The organism is Nevskiales bacterium (assembly GCA_035574475.1).
In the GTDB taxonomy this organism is placed as follows: Bacteria; Pseudomonadota; Gammaproteobacteria; order Nevskiales; family DATLYR01; genus DATLYR01.
The window spans coordinates 42509-61502 of sequence record DATLYR010000164.1 but is presented as its reverse complement, the minus strand read 5'-3'; the positions used below and the strand labels follow the sequence as shown (position 1 = coordinate 61502).

Sequence of the window (18994 nt, the reverse complement as noted above, 5' to 3'; positions counted from 1 at the left end):
GGGCGCGCCGCGCCGAGTTCGTCTACCACGAGGCGCCGCTCGCCGAGTCGGTCGCCGCCGCGCGGGTAGCAGGCCAAGGCGCGGGTGAGGGACCGGTGCTGCTGCTCGACCACGGCGACAACTGCATGTCCGGCGGTACCTGCGACACCATGGACGTGCTGGCCGAGGCGCTGCGGCAGGGGCTGGACGGCATCGTCGCCGGGCCGATCTGCGATCCGCCGGCAGTCGCCGAGCTGGTCGCCGCCGGCGTCGGCGCGCGCCTCACGCTCGGCGTCGGCAACCGCGTGCCGATGCCGCGCATCGGCGTCGCCAAACCGCCGCTCATGCTCACCGGCACCGTGCGCGCGCTGACCGATGGTGAATACGTGATCAGCGGCCCCACCTATACCGGCATGCGCTGCTCCATGGGCCGTGCCGCGCTGCTCGATGCCGGCACTGCGCGGGTGCTTGTCAGCGAGCGTCCACACGAGCCCTGGGATCTTGGCGTGTTCACCAGCGTCGGCATCGATCCGCGCGCCTGCCGCTACCTGATCCTCAAGTCGCGCATGTATTGCCGGCCGGTGTTCGAGCCGATCGCCAGGGCCGTGGTCGAGTGCGCGAGCCTAGGCGTGACCAGCTCCGACTATGGCCTGTTCCGCTTTGAGAAGCTCGCCCGTCCGATCTATCCTCTTGATCCCGACGTCGCCTGGATATCGGAGGTACGTCTGCCATGAGCGCCAGACCGAGCCCGCTGCCGGGCCGTGAGCGGCTGCAGCGGCGCAAGCTCTCGGACCTGATCGCCGAGGACCTGCGCCGCTGGATCGCGCGCGAGCGCCTGCGCCCGGGCGCCCGGCTGCCCAACGAGAAGACACTGATGGAGCACTACGGCTGCGCCAAGGGCACCATCCGCGAAGCGCTGAAGGTGCTCGAGGTGCAGGGTCTGGTGAAGATGCAGACCGGCCCCAACGGTGGCGCCGAGATCCAGCCGGTGTCATTGGAGGCGGTGACGCAACAGTTGCGCAGCTATCTGCACTTCCATGCGCTCGACTTCGAACAGGTCTATGCGCTGCGCCACAGCTTGGAAGTGACCCTGGCCGAAAGCGTAGTCGGCCGTCTCAGCGACGAGCAACTGGCGCGGCTCGAGGCCAATATCGAGACCTGCGACCGCGCCCGCGAGCGCGGCGACCATTCGCTCGGCCGCCAGAGCGAACTCGAGTTCCACGACATCCTCTGCGAGGCCTGCGACAACCCCCTGCTCGCCTTCATCTGCCGCTTTCTCAACGGCCTGCTGCGCGACCTGGTCGAGTTCCGCAGCGACCGCTACGCCGAGCACGGAGCCTTCGGTCAGCACAACATCGACAGCCATCGCGCGCTGCTGGCCGCCTTCCGCACCGCTGACCGGGACGCCGTGCGCCGCATCATGGCCGAGCATATGCACAGCGCGGAATGCTTCATGCGGCGGCTGGATGCGGCGATCCGCTCGGACCTGCTGAGCGGGGACTGATACGATCGGTGACTGCGGCCGGCTTCTTCCTCGGTCTCGCCGGCAAGCAGTCGCCACTGATTGGGATCCGCGGAGAGCTCTTCGAACGCCTCTGGTCCGGGGTAAGGACATGGCCTACGACATCATCGGTGACATCACGGGCAGGCCAAGGCGCTCAAGGCGCTGCTCGAGGCGATGGGCTACGGCGAGCGCAACGGCACCTGGCGCCATGCCCGGCGGCAGGCGATCTTCGTCGGCTGCGGCCGGAGAAGTTCGTGCAGGCGGCGGGCTCGTGATAAAACTACCCGTCGGGTCCCGGACGATGGGCAGCTCTGACACGTCATGCTCACCCTGCATCACAGCAACCGCCTGGAAGTCCTCGCCGACCGGCTGATCGAGCGCCTTGCCGCTTCGGACGCCGACCCCTTCGCGCCGCTCACCGTGCTGGTACAGAGCACCGGCATGGCGCGCTGGCTCAGCCTGCGCATCGCCGCCCAGCGCGGCATCTGCGCCAATGTGCGCTTCCCCATGCCGGCGGCCTTCGCCTGGCAGACCTACCGAGCGGTGCTGGGACAGGAGCTGCCGGAGGTCTCGCCCTGGGACCCGGAGCCGTTGCGCTGGCGGGTGCTGGAGGAGCTGCAGACGCTGCCGGACGAGGCCCTCTACGAGCCGCTGCGCCATTACCTCGCCGACGGCGGCGACGACCAGCGCCGCGCCTACGACCTGGCGGCGCGCATCGCCGACGTCTTCGATCAGTACCTGGTCTACCGTCCGGACTGGATCGCCGCCTGGGAAGCCGGGGATGAGGCAGCGCAGCCCTGGCAGTCGGCGCTGTGGCGGCGGCTGCGGGCGCGCGAGCCCTCGCCACACCGCGCCGAGCTGGCGGTACGCTGCGCCGCACGGCTCGAGGAGGGCGGACTGCCGCCGGCGCTGCGCGGGCCGCTCTACGTCATCGGCCTCAACGCTCTGCCGCCGCCCTACCTGGCGCTGCTGCAGCAACTGGCCGAGGCCGGGGTGGAGGTGCAGCTCTTTTTCCTCAACCCCTGCCGCGAATACTGGAACGAGATCCGCGCTGCCCGCGATATCGCCCGCGCCACCCGCCGCAAGGGCGAAGTGGACGCCGACACCCTGTACCTGGAGGTGGGCAACCCGCTGCTGGCCTCCTGGGGCAAACAGGGGCAGGATTTCCTGCGCCTGCTGTACCGCGACATCGCGCCGCCGCAGGAGCTGGAGGCCTTCGTCGCGCCCGGCGAGGATCGCCTGTTGGCCTGCCTGCAGGGCGATATCCTCGAGCTGCGCAGCCGCGGCGAGGAGGGCAGGCGTAGCCCCATCGCCGCGCACGACGACTCGCTGCAGGTGCACGCCTGCCATGGTCCGATGCGCGAGGTGGAGGTCCTGCACGAGCAGTTGCTGCATCTGTTCCACACCCGTCCCGAGCTGACCCCGGCGGACGTAGTGGTGATGACGCCGGACATCGACGCCTACGCCCCCTACATCGAGGCCGTGTTCGCCACCGCCGAGGGCCGCCGGCGCATTCCCTACAGCATGGCCGATCGCGGCCCGCGCAGCGAGAGCCCGCTGATCGATGCCTTCTTCACCTTGCTGGAACTGCCCGGCGGACGCTATGACGCCAACCGCGTGCTGGGGCTGCTGGAACTGCCGGCGCTGCGACGCCGCTTCGGCATCGCCGAGGAGGAATTGCCGCGGCTGCACCAGTGGGTGCGCGACACCGGCATCCGCTGGGGGCTAGACGCCGACAGCCGCGCCGCCCTGGGCCTGCCGGCGACCGGTGAGCATAGCTGGCGCGCCGGCCTGGATCGGCTGCTGCTGGGCTACGCCCTGCCCGCCGAGGGGCGGCGGCTGTTCGGCGGCATCCTGGCCTACGACGGTATAGAAGGCAGCGAGGCCCAGCTCATGGGCCGGCTGCAGGCGCTGCTGGAGGCCCTGGCGGCGCTGGAGCGGCGGCTGGCGGCGCCGCGCCCGCCGGGCGAATGGCTGGAGCTGCTGCGCGGCCTGCCGGATGCCTTCTTCGCCCCCGAGGAAGAGGACGAGACGGCCGCCGTCGCCCTGCACGAAGCCATCGAGGCCCTGGGCCAGGACTGGCAGCTCGCCGGCTTCGATCGGCCGCTCGGCCTGCCCCTGCTGCGCGCCGCCCTGGGCCGGCGCCTGAACGCGGTGCCGGGCCGCGGCGGGCGCTTCCTCGCCGGTGGCGTCACCTTCTGCGCCATGGTGCCGATGCGCAGCCTGCCGTTTCGCGTGGTCTGCCTGATCGGCCTCAACGACGGCGTCTATCCGCGCCAGCCGGCGCGCCTCGGCTTCGACCTCATGGCCCATCACCCGCGCCCCGGCGACCGCTCGCGCCGCGACGACGACCGCTACCTGTTCCTCGAGGCGCTGCTCTCGGCCCGCGAGGTGCTGTACCTGAGCTACGTCGGGGCGAGTCTGCGCGACAACGGCGAAATCCCGCCCTCGGTGCTGGTCAGCGAACTGCTGGACTACCTGCGCCAAGGCTTCCATCCGGCTGCTGATCCCGCCGGCGATCCGGTGCAGCAGATTCTGGTGCGTCACCCGCTGCAGGCCTTCAGCCGCCGCTATTTCCGCGGCGAGCCGGGGCTGGTGAGCTATTCCGAGGAGCTATGCCGCGCCGCCCGCCTGGCCGGAGGCGGCGGGCTAGTCCCCGCGCCGTTTCTGGCCGCGCCCTTGCCCGAGCCCGAACAGCACTGGCGCGACATCGAGCTGGAGATGCTGCTCGAGGCCCTCGGGCATCCGGCCCGCCATCTGCTGCGCCGGCGCCTGGGGATACGCCTGGAGCGCAGCGCCGGCCTGATCGAGACGCGCGAGCCCTTCGTGCTGGATGAGCCGGCCAGCCGCGCTCTGCGCCGCACCGTGCTGGAGCTGCAGCGCCAGGGCGAGCGGCCCAGCCTGGAGCTGCTGCGCGCCTACGGCGGACTGCCCCACGGCGAGGTGGGGGCGACCCAGTATCGCCACGAGCGCGCCGCAGCCGCCGAGTTCGCCCGCCGCCTGGCACGTCTGGCGCCGCCGCAGCAGGAGCGGGAGCCGCTGCCGTTCGAGCTGGAATTCGCCACCGCCGCGGGCAAGTTGCGCCTGCGCGGCCAGCTGCGCGGCCTCGGCGAGCACGGTCTGATTGGCTACCGCCTGGGCAGCCTGGGAGTACGGGATTACCTCAACCTGTGGCTGCGCCATCTGCTGCTGCTGCACCTGGCGCCTGCGGGCGTGGCGCCGCAAAGCCAGTGGCTGACCGAGGACGGCCACTTGACCCTGGGGCCGGTGGCCGACAGCGCGGGCCATCTGCGGGCGCTGCTGGAGCGTTACTGGGCGCATTCCTGCCGGCCCAGCCGCTTCCTGCCGCGTTCCGCCCTGGCCTATGTGGCGGCTGAGGCCAAGGGCCAGGACGGCCTGGAGGCGGCGCGCCGGATCTGGGAGGGCTCGGAGTTCGCCGCCGGCGAGCGTGACGATCCCTACCACCAGGTGCTGTGGCGCGACCGCGATCCCCTGGACTCCCCCGACGACTTCGCCGCCGAGGCGCAGGCCGTGCTGGGGCCGATCCTGGCGGCGCGGGTGGTGGAGAAGTGATGCGCAGCAGTGCCCTCACCCCGCCCCTCTCCCAGAGGGAGAGGGGCGGGGCGGGCGAACACCCTGCAGTGCGCGCTGTCAGTGACAATATCTCCTCTGCATAGACAGCGCCCATGACCGACCCGATCCGCCGGTACACCCGCAACACCCACGGCCGCGACTTCGTGGTGGGGGACATTCACGGTTGCTTCTCGCTGCTGGAGCGGCTGCTGGCGGCGGTGGAGTTCGATGCCGGGCGCGACCGGCTGTTCAGCGTCGGCGACCTGGTGGACCGCGGCCCCGAGTCGCCCCGCGCCCTGGAATTCCTGGCACTGCCCTGGTTCCATACGGTGCGCGGCAACCACGACGACTTCGTGCTCAGCGCCCGCACCCGGGAGAGCCGCCTGCACTGGTGGGTGGCCTGCGGTGGCGTGTGGTGGCTGGAGCAGGACGAGGCCACCCGGGCGCGCTTTCGCCAGGCGCTGGCGCAGTTGCCGCTGGTCATCGAGGTGGAGAGCGTGCAGGGGCTGACCGGCATCGTCCACGCCGATGTGCCGGCGACCCTGGACTGGCCCGGCTTCGTGGCGGCCCTGCGCGCCGGCGAAGCCGAAGTGGCACACACCGCCCTGTGGGGGCGGGCGCGCATGATGGGTCAAGTGCGCACCGGCGTAGCCGGCATCGAGCGCATCCTGGTCGGCCACACCCCGAGCTTCGATGGCGTATGCCGGGTGGGTAACGTCTACGGCCTCGATACCGGCGCCGTCTACGGTCTGCTCGAGCCGCACTACAGCGGCGCCGCCCTGAGCCTGCTGGAACTGGACAGCGGCACGGTCTACATGCTGCCCAGCGCCGATCCCAGCGCCGATCGCAGTTGGGTGTATCACCAGCGGCAGTTGCTGGTTCGTGCCATGCTGGAAGCGGATAAGCTGTAAAAAAAACATGGAAGGCGGGCGTTTCCGCCACGGGATTCCCATGCAGCGTCTCGACGTCGATACCGTCCCTCTGCGCGGCCTGCACCTGGTGGAGGCCAGCGCCGGCACCGGCAAGACCCACGCCATCACCGGCCTCTATCAGCGCCTGGTGCTGGAGGCCGGCATCCCGGTGCCCAACATCCTGGTGGTGACTTACACCAAGGCCGCCACCGAGGAGCTGCGCAGCCGCATCCGCGAGCGCCTGGCGGCGACCCGCGCTGCGCTCGCGGCCGGCGGCGATGATCCGCCCGAAGAAGAGCGGCGGCTGCGGCTGCGCCGCGCCACCGACGCCCTGCGCGGCTTCGACGAGGCCGCCATCTACACCATCCACGGCTTCTGCCAGCGCGTGCTGGGCGATGCTGCCTTCGAGAGCGGTGCGGCCTTCGAGGCCGAGCTGGTGCCCGACGAGCGGGCGCTGCTGCAGGAGGTGGTGGACGACTTCTGGCGGCGCGAGTTCTATACGGCCTCGCCGCTGCTGGTGGGACATCTGCTAGCCCAGGGCTGGACCCCGGAGAAGCTGTGCGACCTGGTGCGGCCCTATCTGGGCAAACCCTATCTGGAGGTGCGGGCGGCCGCTGCCACACCGCGGCTGGAGCCGCTGGAAACGGAGTACCGCGCCGCCTATGGCGAGCTGCGCGCCATCTGGCGGGAGCAGGGCGAGGAGGCGCTGCTGCGGCTGCGCGCGGCCGTGGCCGGCAAGGCGCTCAACGCCGCTAGCTACAAGCTGGCCAAAGTGGAGGCCTGGGCGCGCCAGTTGGCGGCGCTGCTGGAGCCGGAGGAGCCGCTGTTGCGCGGCGGCGAGGCGCTGGAGAAACTGTCCGCCACGGCTCTGGCAGGCAAGACCAACAAGGGCAAGGCGCCGCCCGAGCATCCTCTGTTCGACGCCTGCGGCCGGCTGCACGCCGCTCACCGCACCCTGGCCGAAGGCTACGGCGTGGTGCTCAAGGCGCTGCGCCCCAAGCTGCTGGCCTTCTGCAACGAGGAGCTGGCGCGGCGCAAGCGGCGCGAGCAGCGGCTGTCCTACGACGATCTGCTGCTCGATCTCGACCGGGCGCTGGCCGGCCCGGGCGGGGCGCGACTGGCAGAGGCAGTGGCGGGGCGCTATCGGGCGGCGCTGATCGATGAGTTCCAGGACACCGACCCGGTACAGTTCGGTATCTTCCAGCGCCTCTATCAGGGGCGCGAAGGTCCGGTGTTCCTGGTCGGCGATCCCAAGCAGGCCATCTACAGCTTCCGCGGCGCCGACATCTTCGCCTACCTGCGGGCGCGACGCGGTGCTGACCAGGCCCACACTCTGGACACCAACTGGCGCTCTACCCCGGATCTGATCGCGGCGGTGAACAGCCTGTTCGAACGCCATCCGCTGCCGTTTCTATTCGAGGAGATCCCGTTTCAGCCGGCTGAGGCCGCCGCCAAGACGCGTGAGTCGCTGCGGATCGCAGGGGAGGAGGAGCTGGCGCCGCTGCGCATCTGGCCCCTGCCATTGGCCGAGGCGCGCAAGGCGCTGAGCAAGAATGAGGCCGCCGCCCAGGCAGTGGCGGCCACGGCAGCGGCCATCGCCCGGCTGCTCAACCTCTCCGCCCAGGGCAGGGCAACCCTGGGCGGGCGGTCGCTGGAGGGCGGTGACATCGCCGTGCTGGTGCGCAAGCATCGCCACGGCCGGCAGATGCGCGAGGCGCTGCTGGCCCTGGGGGTACCCAGCGTGCAGCAAGCCCAGGACGATGTGTTCGATACCCTGGAGGCGCAGGAGCTCGAGCGGGTGCTGCTGGCCCTGGCCGAGCCCGGCCGCGAGGCCCTGGTGCGCGCCGCCCTGGCCGGTTCGCTGATGGGCGCTGACGGCGCCAGGCTCTATGCGCTATCCCAGAACGAGTCGGCCTGGGAGGCGGTGCTGGAGGATTTCCACCGCTATCACCGGCTGTGGCGGGAGCGCGGTTTCATGCCCATGTTCCGCGCCTGGCTGGCCGAGCAGGGCGTGGCATCGCGGCTGCTCGCCCATCGCGACGGCGAGCGGCGGCTGACCAATCTGCTGCATCTGGCCGAGCTCTTGCAGAAGCAGGCCAGCGCAGCGCGTCTGGGGCTGGAGGGACTGGTGAAGTGGTTCGCCGACCGTCGCGCCAGCCGCGGCGGCGCCGACGAGGAGGCGCTGCTCAGGCTGGAAAGCGACGAACAGCTGGTGAAGATCGTCACCATCCACAAGAGCAAGGGCCTGCAGTACCCCATCGTGTTCTGCCCGTTCCTGTGGGACGCCGTGGGCAAGGAGGACGAGGACGCGCCGTTTACCTTCCACGAGCGCGACGAGGCGCGCAGCGCGGTGCTGGAGCTCGGCTCGGAACGCGCCGCCGCGTGCCGGCCGCTGGCGCGGGAGGAGGCGCTGGCCGAGGACCTGCGCCTGCTCTACGTGGCCCTGACCCGCGCCCAGTACCAATGCAGCGTGGTCTGGGGCAAGATCAGCCAGGCCCAATACAGCGGCCTGGCCTGGCTGCTGCACGCCCCCGGCGGCCGTCCCGCCGATCCGCTGCAGGCGCTGGAGGAGCGCTACACCGCTCTGGACGCCAATGGTCTGGGCAACGACCTGGAGAAACTGGTGGCGGCGGGGCAGGGCCGTATCGTCTTGCAGGAGCCGCCCGCTACGGGCGAGCCCTACCGCCCGCAGCCCCCGGCCGAGCCGGAGCTGCGCGCCCTGCCGGCGTGGCGCGAACTCACCATGCCCTGGCGCATCGGCAGCTTCACCGCTCTGGTGGCCGGCAGCGGCAGTGAGCTGCCCGACCACGACGCCGGACCCGCGCCGGCCGAGGAGGAGCCGGGACGGGAGCGCGAGCCCAGCGTGTTCACCTTCCCCCGCGGCGCCAAGGCTGGCACCTGTCTGCACGCCCTGTTCGAGCGGCTCGATTTTGCCAGCGCCGATGCGGCCAGCGTCGCCGCCCTGGCCGAGCGGGTGCTGACCGCGCACGGTTTCGACGCCGACCAATGGGGTGGGGCGGTGACGCGGCTGGTGGCCGCTACCCTGGACGCGCCCCTGGGCGAGGACGGCTTGCGCCTGCGCGGCATCGGCCTGAGCCGGCGGCTCACCGAGCTGGGTTTCCACTACCCGGTGCGCGGGCTGGCGGCGCCGGGGCTGGCGGCGCTGCTCGCCCGCCACCTGCCCGAGCCCTACGCCACGGCGGCGCAGCGGCTGGCCTTCCGGCCCCTGGATGGCTTCCTCAAGGGCTTCATCGACCTGGTATTCCAGGGACCGGACGGGCGCTTCTACCTGGCCGACTACAAGTCCAACTGGCTGGGCGAGAGCGCCGAGGACTACGCTCCGGGGCGCCTGCCGCCGGTGATGGCGCGCGATGACTACTACCTGCAGTACCTGCTCTATACCGTGGCCGTGCACCGCTACCTGGGCGAGCGGCTGCGCGGCTACGACTACCGGCGGCACTTCGGCGGGGTCTATTACCTGTTCCTGCGCGGCCTGGACCCGGCGCGACCGGGCCACGGCGTGTTCTTCGACCGGCCCGCGCCGGAGCTGGTGACGGAACTGGACCGCTGGCTGGGCGGGGCTTGATATCGGATAACTGTAATCAGTCGCTCTACAATCCCCACCCCCCCTCGCCCTGGCCCTCTCCCAGGGGAAGAGCGAAGCGAGGAAGCCGGGGACGCGGACTGCCTCACCCTCCGGCAGAGGGGCGGGGTGAGGGAGCAGCGGCTGAGCAGATGGACCGCGGGTAGGAGTGATTGTCTAGGTAGCGGCGTTGGCGCGGCTGGAGAGCAGGAGCAGTACGCCGGCGCCGCATAGGGCCGAGCCGCTCATCCGGTTGAACAGGCGCAGGCCGCGGGCCGAGCGGGTGACGGCCGCCAACTGCCGCCCCGACAGGGCGTAGAGGGCGATGGCAATGAGTTCCAGCGCCAGGAAGGTCACGCCCATCAGCGCGAACTCCACCAGCGGCGAGCCGTCCCGCGACAGGAACTGTGGGAAGAAGGCGGTGAAGATCAGGATGGCTTTGGGATTGCCCACCGCCACCAGGAACTCCTGCTGCGCCAGCGCGAGCACGCTGGTGCCCGTCTGCGCCGCCGACGCCCCCGGCAGGGTCATGGCCGGGGCGCGCCACAGCTTGATGCCCAGGTAGAGCAGATAGGCCGCACCCAGCCACTTGACGATCTGGAAGGCGAGTTCCGAGGCCGCCAGCAGCGTGCCCAGGCCGACCGCGGTCAGGGCGATCATGAGGGCGAAGGCCAGCAGCCGTCCCAGGCCGCCCAGTACCGAGGCGGCGAAGCCGAAGCGGGCGGCGTTGGCCACCGAGAGCAGGTTGTTGGGGCCGGGCGCCATGTTCAGGGCGAAGGCCGCCGGAACGAAGAGTAACCAGGTATCCAGGATCATCGTCGCATTTCCATCCAGAGCGGGCGGGAAAATCATGCTATCAGCCAGTTGATCCCAATGGCGCGGCGGCGCAAAAAAAAGCCGCGCGAGCGCGGCTCAAGGAAGGTAGACGGTAAGGGCTATTGGATGCCGAGAATCTTCATCGCCTTCGCCAGGGTGTCGACCGATTCTTGATGCTTGCCAGCGTTGTGTAGGGTCTCGCCCTCGGCGCGCAGCTTCGTTACCTCGGCGAGTTGCTGTGCGTCCTTGGGGGGATTGCTCTGCAGGGCGGCGTCGATCTTCTTCATGTCCGCCGGGCAGTGGAACGCCCAGGCCGGCGTGCTCAGAGCGAGCAGTGCCCACAGCCAGATTCCGGACCGTTTCATGGTTGCTTCCTCGCATGGTCGGGGATGACCCCGTCTTCAGTATAGGTCCGTGCCACAGCAGCTACGGCCGGTATTCGGGGGCTGTCGCTGCCGGTGTGGCGGTGTAAGCCCCGGGTCAGCTCGCTGAGGGTGGCTTCGTCCAAGGTCTCGTGTCTCAGCAGCTCGGCTGCGCAACTGTCGAGAATGTCGCGGTTGTGCTCGAGGAGGCGGTAGGCACGTTCGAAAATACGCATGATCAGCTCGCGTACTGCTTCGTCGATCTGGCGCGCGGTGGCTTCGCTCATCCGGCTGCCACCCTGGGTCAGACCGGCCGGCGCGCCGAGAAAGCGCGGCGGCTGGGCCTCATAGGCGACATAGCCGAGTCGCTCGTCCATGCCGTAGCGGGTGACCATGTCGCGGGCGATGTCGGTGGCTTTGGCCATGTCGTCGGCAGCCCCGGTGGAGAGCTTGCCGAACACCAGCTTCTCCGCGGCGCGGCCACCGAGCAGTACGGCGATCTTGTTTTCCAACTCCTCGCGGTCCATCAGAAAGCGGTCTTCGGTGGGCCGCTGGATGGTGTAGCCCAGGGCGCCGATGCCGCGCGGGATGATCGAAACCTTGTGCACCGGATCGGTGCCGGGTAAGGCCAGCGCCACCAGAGCATGACCCATCTCGTGATAGGCGACGATCTCGCGTTCCTTGGCATTGAGCACGCGGTTTTTCTTTTCCAGGCCGGCTACGATGCGTTCGATGGCGCGGGTGAAATCCTCCAGCGTGATGGCCGCGGCGCGGCGCCGCGTAGCCATCAACGCCGCTTCATTGACCAGGTTGGCCAGATCGGCGCCGGAAAAGCCGGTGGTGAGCGCTGCGATCTGCTCCAGATCGACATCCGCCGCGAGTTTGACCTTGCGCGCGTGCACCTTGAGGATTTGCACGCGGCCGGCTTTGTCGGGACGGTCGACCAGCACCTGGCGGTCGAAGCGCCCGGCCCGCAGCAGCGCCGGATCGAGAATCTCGGGGCGGTTGGTGGCCGCCAGCAGCACCAGGCCCGAGGTGCTGTCGAAGCCGTCGAGTTCTACCAGCAATTGGTTGAGCGTCTGCTCACGCTCATCGTGCCCGCCGACGCCGGTCAGCGCGCTACGGGCGCGACCCAGGGCATCCAGCTCATCGATGAAGATGATGGCAGGCGCCTTCTGCCGCGCCTGCTCGAACAAGTCGCGCACTCTGGCTGCGCCCACGCCGACGAACATTTCCACGAACTCGGAGCCGGAGATGGAGAAAAACGGCACGCCGGCCTCACCGGCCACGGCTTTGGCCAGCAACGTCTTGCCGGTGCCGGGCGGACCGACCAGCAGCACGCCTTTGGGAATGCGGGCGCCGAGCCGCCCGTAATCCTGAGGCGCTTTGAGGAACTGCACGATTTCCTGCAACTCTTCCTTGGCTTCGTCGACCCCGGCGACATCGGCGAAGGTCACGCCAGTGTCTTTTTCCACATAGATCTTGGCGCGGCTCTTGCCGATGCCCATGAAGCTGCCCAGGCCCTGTTTTTCGGCAAAGCGGCGGAAGAGGAAAAACCATACCGCGAAAAAGACCAGCGCCGGCACGATCCACGACAACAGATCGCGCAGCAAGGTGCTTTCGATCACCCGCGTATAGGGCACGCCGTACTGAGAGAGGCGCTCGGCCAGCGCCGGCTCGACGCGCGTGGCGACGATAACCGTCTTGCCGCTAGCGTCCGGACTTTTGAGCTTGCCGGTCAGCGTCTGGTCGGTGACCACGACCTCGGCCACGCGGCCGTCGGCCAGCGCTTTTTCGAATTCGCTATAGGGTACCAATTCGATGCGCTGGACGCTGTGCAGCCAGTTTTGCAGCATCAGCACGACCAGCACGGCCAGCAACCAATAACCGACGTGCCATTGCGTTTTCTGTTCCATAGGCTGGATCCCCCTTCGGGCGCTGGGTCGGACCGTATGAGCGTCACATCAAACCGGCGCGACGCAGGCGTGCGCGCAGCGCATCGATTTCTTCCAGCAGATCAGCGACCAGGGCCGCCAGTTGCGGATCGGCCTCGAAGTTGCGCTCGATCTCCCGGATGCGGCGCGCCCGCACCAGGGTCGTGCTGGAGAAGCGCCATTCACGGCTGCCCGCGGGTTGCACAGAAAAACAGCCCTGCTCGATGTGGCGAATGATCCAGTCGGGTTCGACGGCGATTGCTGCCGCGAGTTCTTCGAGCGTCAGCGCGTCTTGCTCGATCAGGCTGGCTGTCAGGATGTCGTGTTCAGCCATGGCTTACGTCCTCTCGGCAAGGCGCGGATCGAAGGCCAGCTCCCGCGCCATGGTTTGATAGATCTCACGCGCCTTGGGCGAATCGGCCGGCGGCAACACGACTTGCACCTCCAGCAGCAGATCTCCGGGCGGCTCGCCGGGGATACCCTTGCCGCGCACGCGTAACTGCTGCCCGCTCTGGGCGCCGGCGGGAATGCGCACCTTGAGCGTGCCGGTTGGGGTTTCGACCGGCACGACGGCGCCCAGTGCCGCCTCCCAGGGCGTAACCGGCAGCCGCAGGTGCAGGTCACGACCCTCGACGCGAAACCGGGGATGCGGCTTGAAATGCACCTCCAGCAGCAAGTCGCCAGGCTGGCCCGCGCCCAGTGCCGGTGCGCCTTGTCCGGCCAGACGGATGATCTGCCCCTCTTTGACACCCTGGGGAATTTTCACGTTCAACGTCCGGGTGGCGAGGACCACGCGCCCCTGGCTGTCCAGCCTGGGGACGCGCAGGGTGATCTGTCGCGTACTGCCGAGGAAGGCATCCTCCAGATCGAGCAGGATCTTGGCGTGATGATCCTGGCCGCGTCCCGGCCCAGCCCTGCCGCCGCGCGCCGCACGGGCGGCGCCGAGGTGGCCGAACAGCTCGGCGAAGAAGTCGCTGAAATCGGCCGCTTCGTAAGGCGCAAAGCCGTGAGTGGAGAACTCGAACCCGGCATCCCAGTCCGGCGGAGGATGAAAGTCCTGACCAGGCTGGTAGTTCCGCCCGAGCTGATCGTAGGCGGCGCGCTTCTCCGGGTCCGACAGCACCGCATAGGCTTCGTTGATCTCTTTCATGCGGGCTTCGGCATCCGGCTCTTTGCTGATATCCGGGTGGTATTTGCGCGCCAGTTTACGGAAAGCCTTTTTGATGTCCTCGGCCGTGGCATCGCGTGCCACGCCCAAAGTGGCGTAATAATCCTTGAACTGCATGTGTCCTCCTCTAGCCGTGCTTATCGCGCCATACCACCTTTTTGACATAGGGTCACCAGGCAAAGAATGCAAGCCCTGGGTGCTCTCTTGAAATTCTCGCCCCCCATCCTCAAATCAGGGACTCGGGCATCCCAGGGGATGTCGGATTGGGTTACCAAGGAGATCGTCATCATGTATCGATCCATATTTCCTCAAGATGTACTAGCCGAGCTGGAACGGTTGCAGCGGAGCATGCAGCAGGCGTTCGATATTTCGCCCAATATCCGTGGGCTTACGCGCGGTGGTTTCCCGGCATTGAACGTCGGCAGCACAGCGCAATCAGTAGAAATCTATGCCTTTGCACCGGGCCTCGATCCGGCAACTCTGGAAGTGAATCTGGAGCGCGGTGTGCTGACCATCGCCGGTGAGCGCAAAGCCGATCTGCCCAGCAAAGAGGAAAAAGCCATCATTCACATCAATGAGCGTTTTTCCGGTCGTTTCCGTCGAGTGATCAGCCTGCCCGACGATATCGATCCCAACGCCGTCGAGGCCAAATACCGCGATGGGGTCCTGCACATCAGTATCAAACGCAAGAGCGCGGCGCAGCCGCGGCGTATCGCTATTCAATGAGGCTGGAGGAGACGAATGCCATGAATACGAATACGACTGTGAAACCAAATGCCGATAGTCCGCGGCATGAAGCTTTTTTGTTACCGTCGGTCGATGTCATCGAGGATGCCGCCGGCATCACCCTCTATGCCGATCTGCCGGGCGTGCCAAAAGACAAGCTGCTGCTGCAAATCGAAGATGGCACGCTGCTGATCGAAGGTGAAATGAACCTAGATATCCCGGACGGTCTGGAAGCCGGTCATGCCGATGTGAATCTTCTACGCTACCGGCGCGTATTCAACTTGTCAAAAGAGTTGGATGTCAACCAGATCAATGCCGAGTTCGAGCATGGCGTGCTCAAATTGCGCATTCCCAAAGCTGCGCACACACAGCGGCGCCGTATCGAGGTCAAGGTCGCTTGATTCACCCGCGGCGCTAGCGCAAGGTCGTATATCGGCATCGTGGCGAGGAGGAATCTCATGAAACTCGAAACGCTGAAAGAAAGCGTCAGCTCGTTTTGGGATAATGTGACCGAAGGCTGGCGACATTTGATGCAATCGGCCTCTGGCGCGTTGACGCGTTTCAAACCGAGCGAAAATACCAATTTGCCGAGCAGCGACGAAGTCGACGACGAGTCTTATCTGCCGACGCGCCGCTGGGCGATGCTGGGTGGCGATGTCTTCGAGGACGAGCGGCGGCTGGTGGTGCGTCTGGAACTGCCTGGTATGGCCAAAGAGGACATCGCCATCGAAGTGTGCGACGATGCCCTGGTGGTCAGTGGCGAGAAACGCTTCGCGCGGGAAAGCACGGCAGGTCGCTGGCGCGTCATGCAATGCGCCTATGGCCACTTCCGCCGGGTCGTGCCACTGCCGGCGCCAGTGAATGCCGAAGGCGGCAGCGCAACGTACAAAAATGGGGTGTTGCGCATCGAGCTGCCAAAACGCACTCCGGGTGAGATCAAGGTACGCACCATCGAGGTCTCGTGAGGCGACCGCCGGCGTGCCGAGGGTACGCCCTCGGCACGCTCCTCTGCTGTGTTACTGCAAGGTCCTGGCATAGGAGACGACGATGTGCTGTACCCCCGATCAGCCGCAGCAACCGCCCTTGCCGGCCGTGGGTTTGTACGGGCGGGCAGGGCACCGTGCCGTAGGAGCAGTACACACAGCAGTCACCCGGCTTGGGTCTGAGCACTGCGTGACAGCGCTTGCACTCGTAGAACCACTGGCAGACGTCGGTGGGCAGGGTCTCGTTCTTGACGTGATCGCCCGCCGGGCAGGTCAAAAGCGATTCCAGGATGACGGCAGTCATTGCTCGCTCCTTACTAAGATTGACGGCCCGCTGCGGCTCGGGCAGAGCTGACACGAATCCTCATGTCGCCTTGCGCAAGGTCAGGTTGATGCGGCAGGCGCCAAACTGTTCATGATATCCCGCTTTCACCGGCATCACGCCGTGGTAGCGCAGCCGCGCCGGCCCGCCCCACACCACCACGTCGCCATGCGCCAGCGGCACGCGCGTCACCGGGTCGGCCCTGTTCCAGCCGCCGAACAGGAACATGGCGGGGAGGCCGAGCGAGACGGAGACGATGGGCTGAGCGAGGTCGCGCTCGTCCTTGTCCTGATGCAGCGACATCCTCGCGCCGGGCACATAGCGATTGATCAGACAGGCATCGGGCATGAAGCCGCCGAAGCCGGCCTGCGCGGCGGCGTCCTGCGCCAGCCGGAGAAAGGCCTCCGGCAGCGCCGGCCAGGGGCGGCCACTCGCTGGATCCATGGCCGCGTAGCGATACCCCGTTCGATCCGAGACCCAGCCCCATGCACCGCAGTTGGTCATCGCCACCGACATGCGGAAACCGCCAGGGGTGACCATGTGACGAAACGGCGCTTGTGCGACGATCTCCTGCAGCGCGGCCAGGAGCGCCGCGGTGTTGGCCCGGGCGAAACCGCGCAGCAGCACCGCACCGGGGCCCAGGGAGGTCTGCCGCGCTTCGATAGCATCCAGGTTTTCGAACAAGTCCAGGGTCATCTCCAATGGATGCATCCCTCATACCATCCCCCTCGCCGGGAGAGGGTGCGTGCATCGAGAGGGCCAGAGCGAGAGGAGTAGGGCATTGTAGCGCGATTGCTTGAAGCTCCCCGATCTCCCGCAGCGGCGGCGCTCAAGCCGCTACGTTGATCATCCACCAGATGCCGAAGCGATCGGCCACCATACCAAAGCGCGGGGACTAGAAGGTCTTACCGAGCGGCATCTGCACCTGTCCGCCGTCGGCGAGCGCCGCGAACAGCCGGTCGGCTTCGTCTTCGCTAGCTCGTGGCTCAGGCCGCTGGTCACTTCCCGGCGCACGCCGGGATTAGGCATCGGCAAAGGCAGCGAGGGTGGGGGGCAGCGTGCGTGCAGCAACAAAGTCCTCCCGGCACGCCGAGGCGGATTTCGCCCTGTCCGGCGCTCTGTCGATCGGTGGATTGCCACCGCCAGCGCAACCGGCTGAACCCTTGGCCCGACTTGGTAACGGTCGCAGGAACGACCCTACAACGATATTGAGGCAGATGGGATGTGAACACCACAACACATTCCCGCGGTTCTGGCCCGGAAACTCGGGGTCGACTCTCATCAAGCGGCTGATTGGCTTGTTATCGATAAAGGCGGGGGTGGGCAGCGACCAGAGGAGCCCTATGCCGAGTGACACGAGCGGGCTCGGTGGCGAACGGCCGACACGGTTACAGGTCCGACTTCTCGGTGCAGTCGAGATCATCCTGGACGGCCGGCGTCTTCGCGCCTTCGACTCGCTTCGCTTGCAACGGTTTCTGGCGTTGATCGTGTTGCGCAGAGACTCGCAGCACCGCTCACGACTCGCCTTCGAGCTCTGGCCCGACTCCGACGAACCGCAGGCGCTCACCGACCTCAGAAAGCTGCTCCACGACTTCCGCCATTCCCTTCCCGACATCGGTCGGTTCGTCGAGATCGACAGCGAGATTGTGCGCTGGATTGCTCCAGGTCGAGGCCGCCATCGCGGGCGGCAGCGACTGCGGCCATGACGTCGGCTGCATCCACGCACTGGATGACAGCGCGAGGTCTGCGGTCGTGCATGGCGTTGTAGACGGCGCGAGCGTCGTCGTAGTCGGAATCCGAGGGGGTGATGACGCGATCGCGCACCGCTTCGGTCAATGCCTTGATTGTGTCGCTCATGGGGTGCTCCTCTGCACCGTTTCAAAGGATGGGCAAAGAAGGAGATCGCCCGCATAGAGGCGCGCAGCGAGCTCGAAATCACCGGCGGCCATGGCATCGTGGAACCTCAGCACGTCGACCTCGCTCGGTCCAGTCGCAATGTCGACCATGCGACCTACCCGTTCGGCCTGGCCGCGCCCGGCGGGATCATCTCGACGACCGGGGTGGGGGGCCTGACGCTGGGCGGCGGCATCGGTTATCTGACCCGCGGTTTCGGGCTCTCCATCGACAGCCTGCTGGATCACCGAGCTCAGCGACGAGGCGATCGCGGCTCACGTCGCGTACGGCAGGAAGACATCAAACATCAGCTCGAGCATGCATCTGCATCCGATCAACGGCGCGGCGCATCGGGTCGGCGCCGACGAGACCGCCTTCGGACACCGAGACAAGCGCTTCGCCCCGGTGGTCGTGGGAGTCTGGGACAACCCAGCCGACACCGACATACAGCGAGGAAGATCGACAAAATACGTGATCAATGGCTTTTCTTGTTTTGGAATTTTTCCAAAAATACTCAAGATCATCGGTTGCTACGCTGGACGCCGTGCCAGCGCAAGGAAGGCGCCCAAACCTAACATGGTGATGCCCGACACACGGGTCATCAGTTTGGCTCGCGCAGCACGGGCAGCACTTGACTGAAGCAAGCGATGAGCCGCAAGAACCGCCATGACGTCGACGAGCGTATTGAGCGCCACGCAGATGCATCCAAGGAGCACCAATTGCGGCACCAGGTGCTCAGCCGGCGAAACGAACTGCGGTAGGAACGCCAGGAAGAACAAGGCCGTCTTGACGTTCAAGGCTTCAACCACGATGCCCTCGACCAAGGCGCGGCGCGCACCTTGAGCCGTCACGGCGTCGACCGTGAGCGGCTTGTCCTTACGCAGCAGCATGCGAAGGCCCAGGTACATCAGATAGGCCGCACCGAGGTACTTGAGCAGGTTAAATGCCACAGCGGACTGCGCAATGACCAGCGATATGCCCAACGCCGCCGCGAACACGTGGAGCAGCCCACCGATACCGGTGCCGAAGCACGAGGCCAAGCCTTCCGAACGGCCGCCGGCAATCGTGCGAGCGACAACGTAGGCGATCCCCGGACCGGGCGTGATGGCAAGAACGACGGCGGCAATTAGGAAGGGAATGAATGACATAGTGTTGCTGTTCTTTAGTAGGGTGACGTTGGCAAGCCGGAACTGTTCCGACGTGCGGGTGCTTGACTCGCCTCGTGAGTACCGTCCAGGGG

16 protein-coding genes and 1 pseudogene are annotated in these 18994 nt (G+C 67.2%); 8 read left to right on the top strand and 9 right to left on the bottom strand.

Annotated elements, in window-relative coordinates; translation table 11 throughout:
• From VNJ47_10025 to recB, 5 genes are all read left to right on the top strand, one after another.
• A partial coding sequence (locus VNJ47_10025) for an MlrC C-terminal domain-containing protein (protein HXG29165.1) occupies positions 1-713 on the top strand: 713 nt, incomplete at its 5' end.
• Positions 710-1483 carry an FCD domain-containing protein gene (locus VNJ47_10020; GenBank protein ID HXG29164.1) on the top strand — a complete coding sequence of 258 codons (774 nt, stop codon included), beginning with the start codon at positions 710-712 and terminating at the stop codon, positions 1481-1483. The genes VNJ47_10025 and VNJ47_10020, both read left to right, overlap by 4 nt.
• 321 nt (positions 1484-1804) lie before the next feature.
• Positions 1805-5056: an exodeoxyribonuclease V subunit gamma gene (recC, locus tag VNJ47_10015; protein ID HXG29163.1), complete on the top strand. Its 3252-nt coding sequence runs from the start codon at positions 1805-1807 to the stop codon at positions 5054-5056.
• A gap of 113 nt (positions 5057-5169) precedes the next feature.
• Positions 5170-5967: a metallophosphoesterase gene (locus VNJ47_10010; protein ID HXG29162.1), complete on the top strand. Its 798-nt coding sequence runs from the start codon at positions 5170-5172 to the stop codon at positions 5965-5967.
• Positions 5968-6007: 40 nt separating this feature from the next.
• On the top strand, positions 6008-9553 hold the full coding sequence (recB, locus tag VNJ47_10005) for an exodeoxyribonuclease V subunit beta (protein ID HXG29161.1): 3546 nt from the start codon (positions 6008-6010) through the stop codon (positions 9551-9553).
• A gap of 174 nt (positions 9554-9727) precedes the next feature.
• Here the strand turns inward: recB and VNJ47_10000 are convergent, their stop codons facing one another.
• The 5 genes from VNJ47_10000 to VNJ47_09980 form a co-directional block, all read right to left on the bottom strand.
• The gene (locus tag VNJ47_10000) at positions 9728-10366 is read right to left on the bottom strand and encodes a LysE family translocator (GenBank protein HXG29160.1); all 639 of its coding nucleotides are present in this window, start codon (positions 10364-10366) and stop codon (positions 9728-9730) included.
• 119 nt (positions 10367-10485) lie between these two features.
• The gene (locus tag VNJ47_09995) at positions 10486-10731 is read right to left on the bottom strand and encodes a hypothetical protein (protein ID HXG29159.1); all 246 of its coding nucleotides are present in this window, start codon (positions 10729-10731) and stop codon (positions 10486-10488) included.
• On the bottom strand, positions 10728-12644 hold the full coding sequence (ftsH, locus tag VNJ47_09990) for an ATP-dependent zinc metalloprotease FtsH (GenBank protein HXG29158.1): 1917 nt from the start codon (positions 12642-12644) through the stop codon (positions 10728-10730). Before ftsH ends, VNJ47_09995 begins: the two co-directional genes overlap by 4 nt.
• A gap of 43 nt (positions 12645-12687) precedes the next feature.
• On the bottom strand, positions 12688-12996 hold the full coding sequence (locus VNJ47_09985; protein ID HXG29157.1) for a chaperone modulator CbpM: 309 nt from the start codon (positions 12994-12996) through the stop codon (positions 12688-12690).
• A 3-nt stretch (positions 12997-12999) separates the two neighbouring features.
• Positions 13000-13947, bottom strand: a complete 948-nt coding sequence (locus VNJ47_09980) for a DnaJ C-terminal domain-containing protein (GenBank protein ID HXG29156.1) — start codon at positions 13945-13947, stop codon at positions 13000-13002.
• 171 nt (positions 13948-14118) lie between these two features.
• On the opposite strand from VNJ47_09980, the gene VNJ47_09975 reads away from it, so the two are divergent.
• From VNJ47_09975 to VNJ47_09965, 3 genes are read left to right on the top strand one after another with little or no spacing between them, the layout of a single operon-like run.
• A complete protein-coding gene (locus VNJ47_09975) occupies positions 14119-14556 on the top strand; it encodes an Hsp20/alpha crystallin family protein (GenBank protein HXG29155.1) in 438 nt (145 codons plus the stop codon).
• Between the two features lie 20 nt (positions 14557-14576).
• On the top strand, positions 14577-14957 hold the full coding sequence (locus tag VNJ47_09970) for an Hsp20/alpha crystallin family protein (GenBank protein HXG29154.1): 381 nt from the start codon (positions 14577-14579) through the stop codon (positions 14955-14957).
• A 57-nt stretch (positions 14958-15014) separates the two neighbouring features.
• Entirely contained in the window at positions 15015-15521 is a 507-nt protein-coding gene (locus tag VNJ47_09965; protein HXG29153.1) for an Hsp20/alpha crystallin family protein, read from the top strand.
• A gap of 99 nt (positions 15522-15620) precedes the next feature.
• Here the strand turns inward: VNJ47_09965 and VNJ47_09960 are convergent.
• The 4 genes and pseudogenes from VNJ47_09960 to VNJ47_09945 form a co-directional block, all read right to left on the bottom strand.
• Positions 15621-15843: pseudogene (locus VNJ47_09960) on the bottom strand (GDCCVxC domain-containing (seleno)protein).
• Positions 15844-15903: 60 nt separating this feature from the next.
• Entirely contained in the window at positions 15904-16557 is a 654-nt protein-coding gene (gene alkB, locus VNJ47_09955; GenBank protein ID HXG29152.1) for a DNA oxidative demethylase AlkB, read from the bottom strand.
• Between the two features lie 876 nt (positions 16558-17433).
• A complete protein-coding gene (locus VNJ47_09950) occupies positions 17434-17718 on the bottom strand; it encodes a hypothetical protein (GenBank protein ID HXG29151.1) in 285 nt (94 codons plus the stop codon).
• Between the two features lie 566 nt (positions 17719-18284).
• On the bottom strand, positions 18285-18902 hold the full coding sequence (locus tag VNJ47_09945) for a LysE family translocator (protein HXG29150.1): 618 nt from the start codon (positions 18900-18902) through the stop codon (positions 18285-18287).
• Positions 18903-18994: the final 92 nt, after the last annotated feature.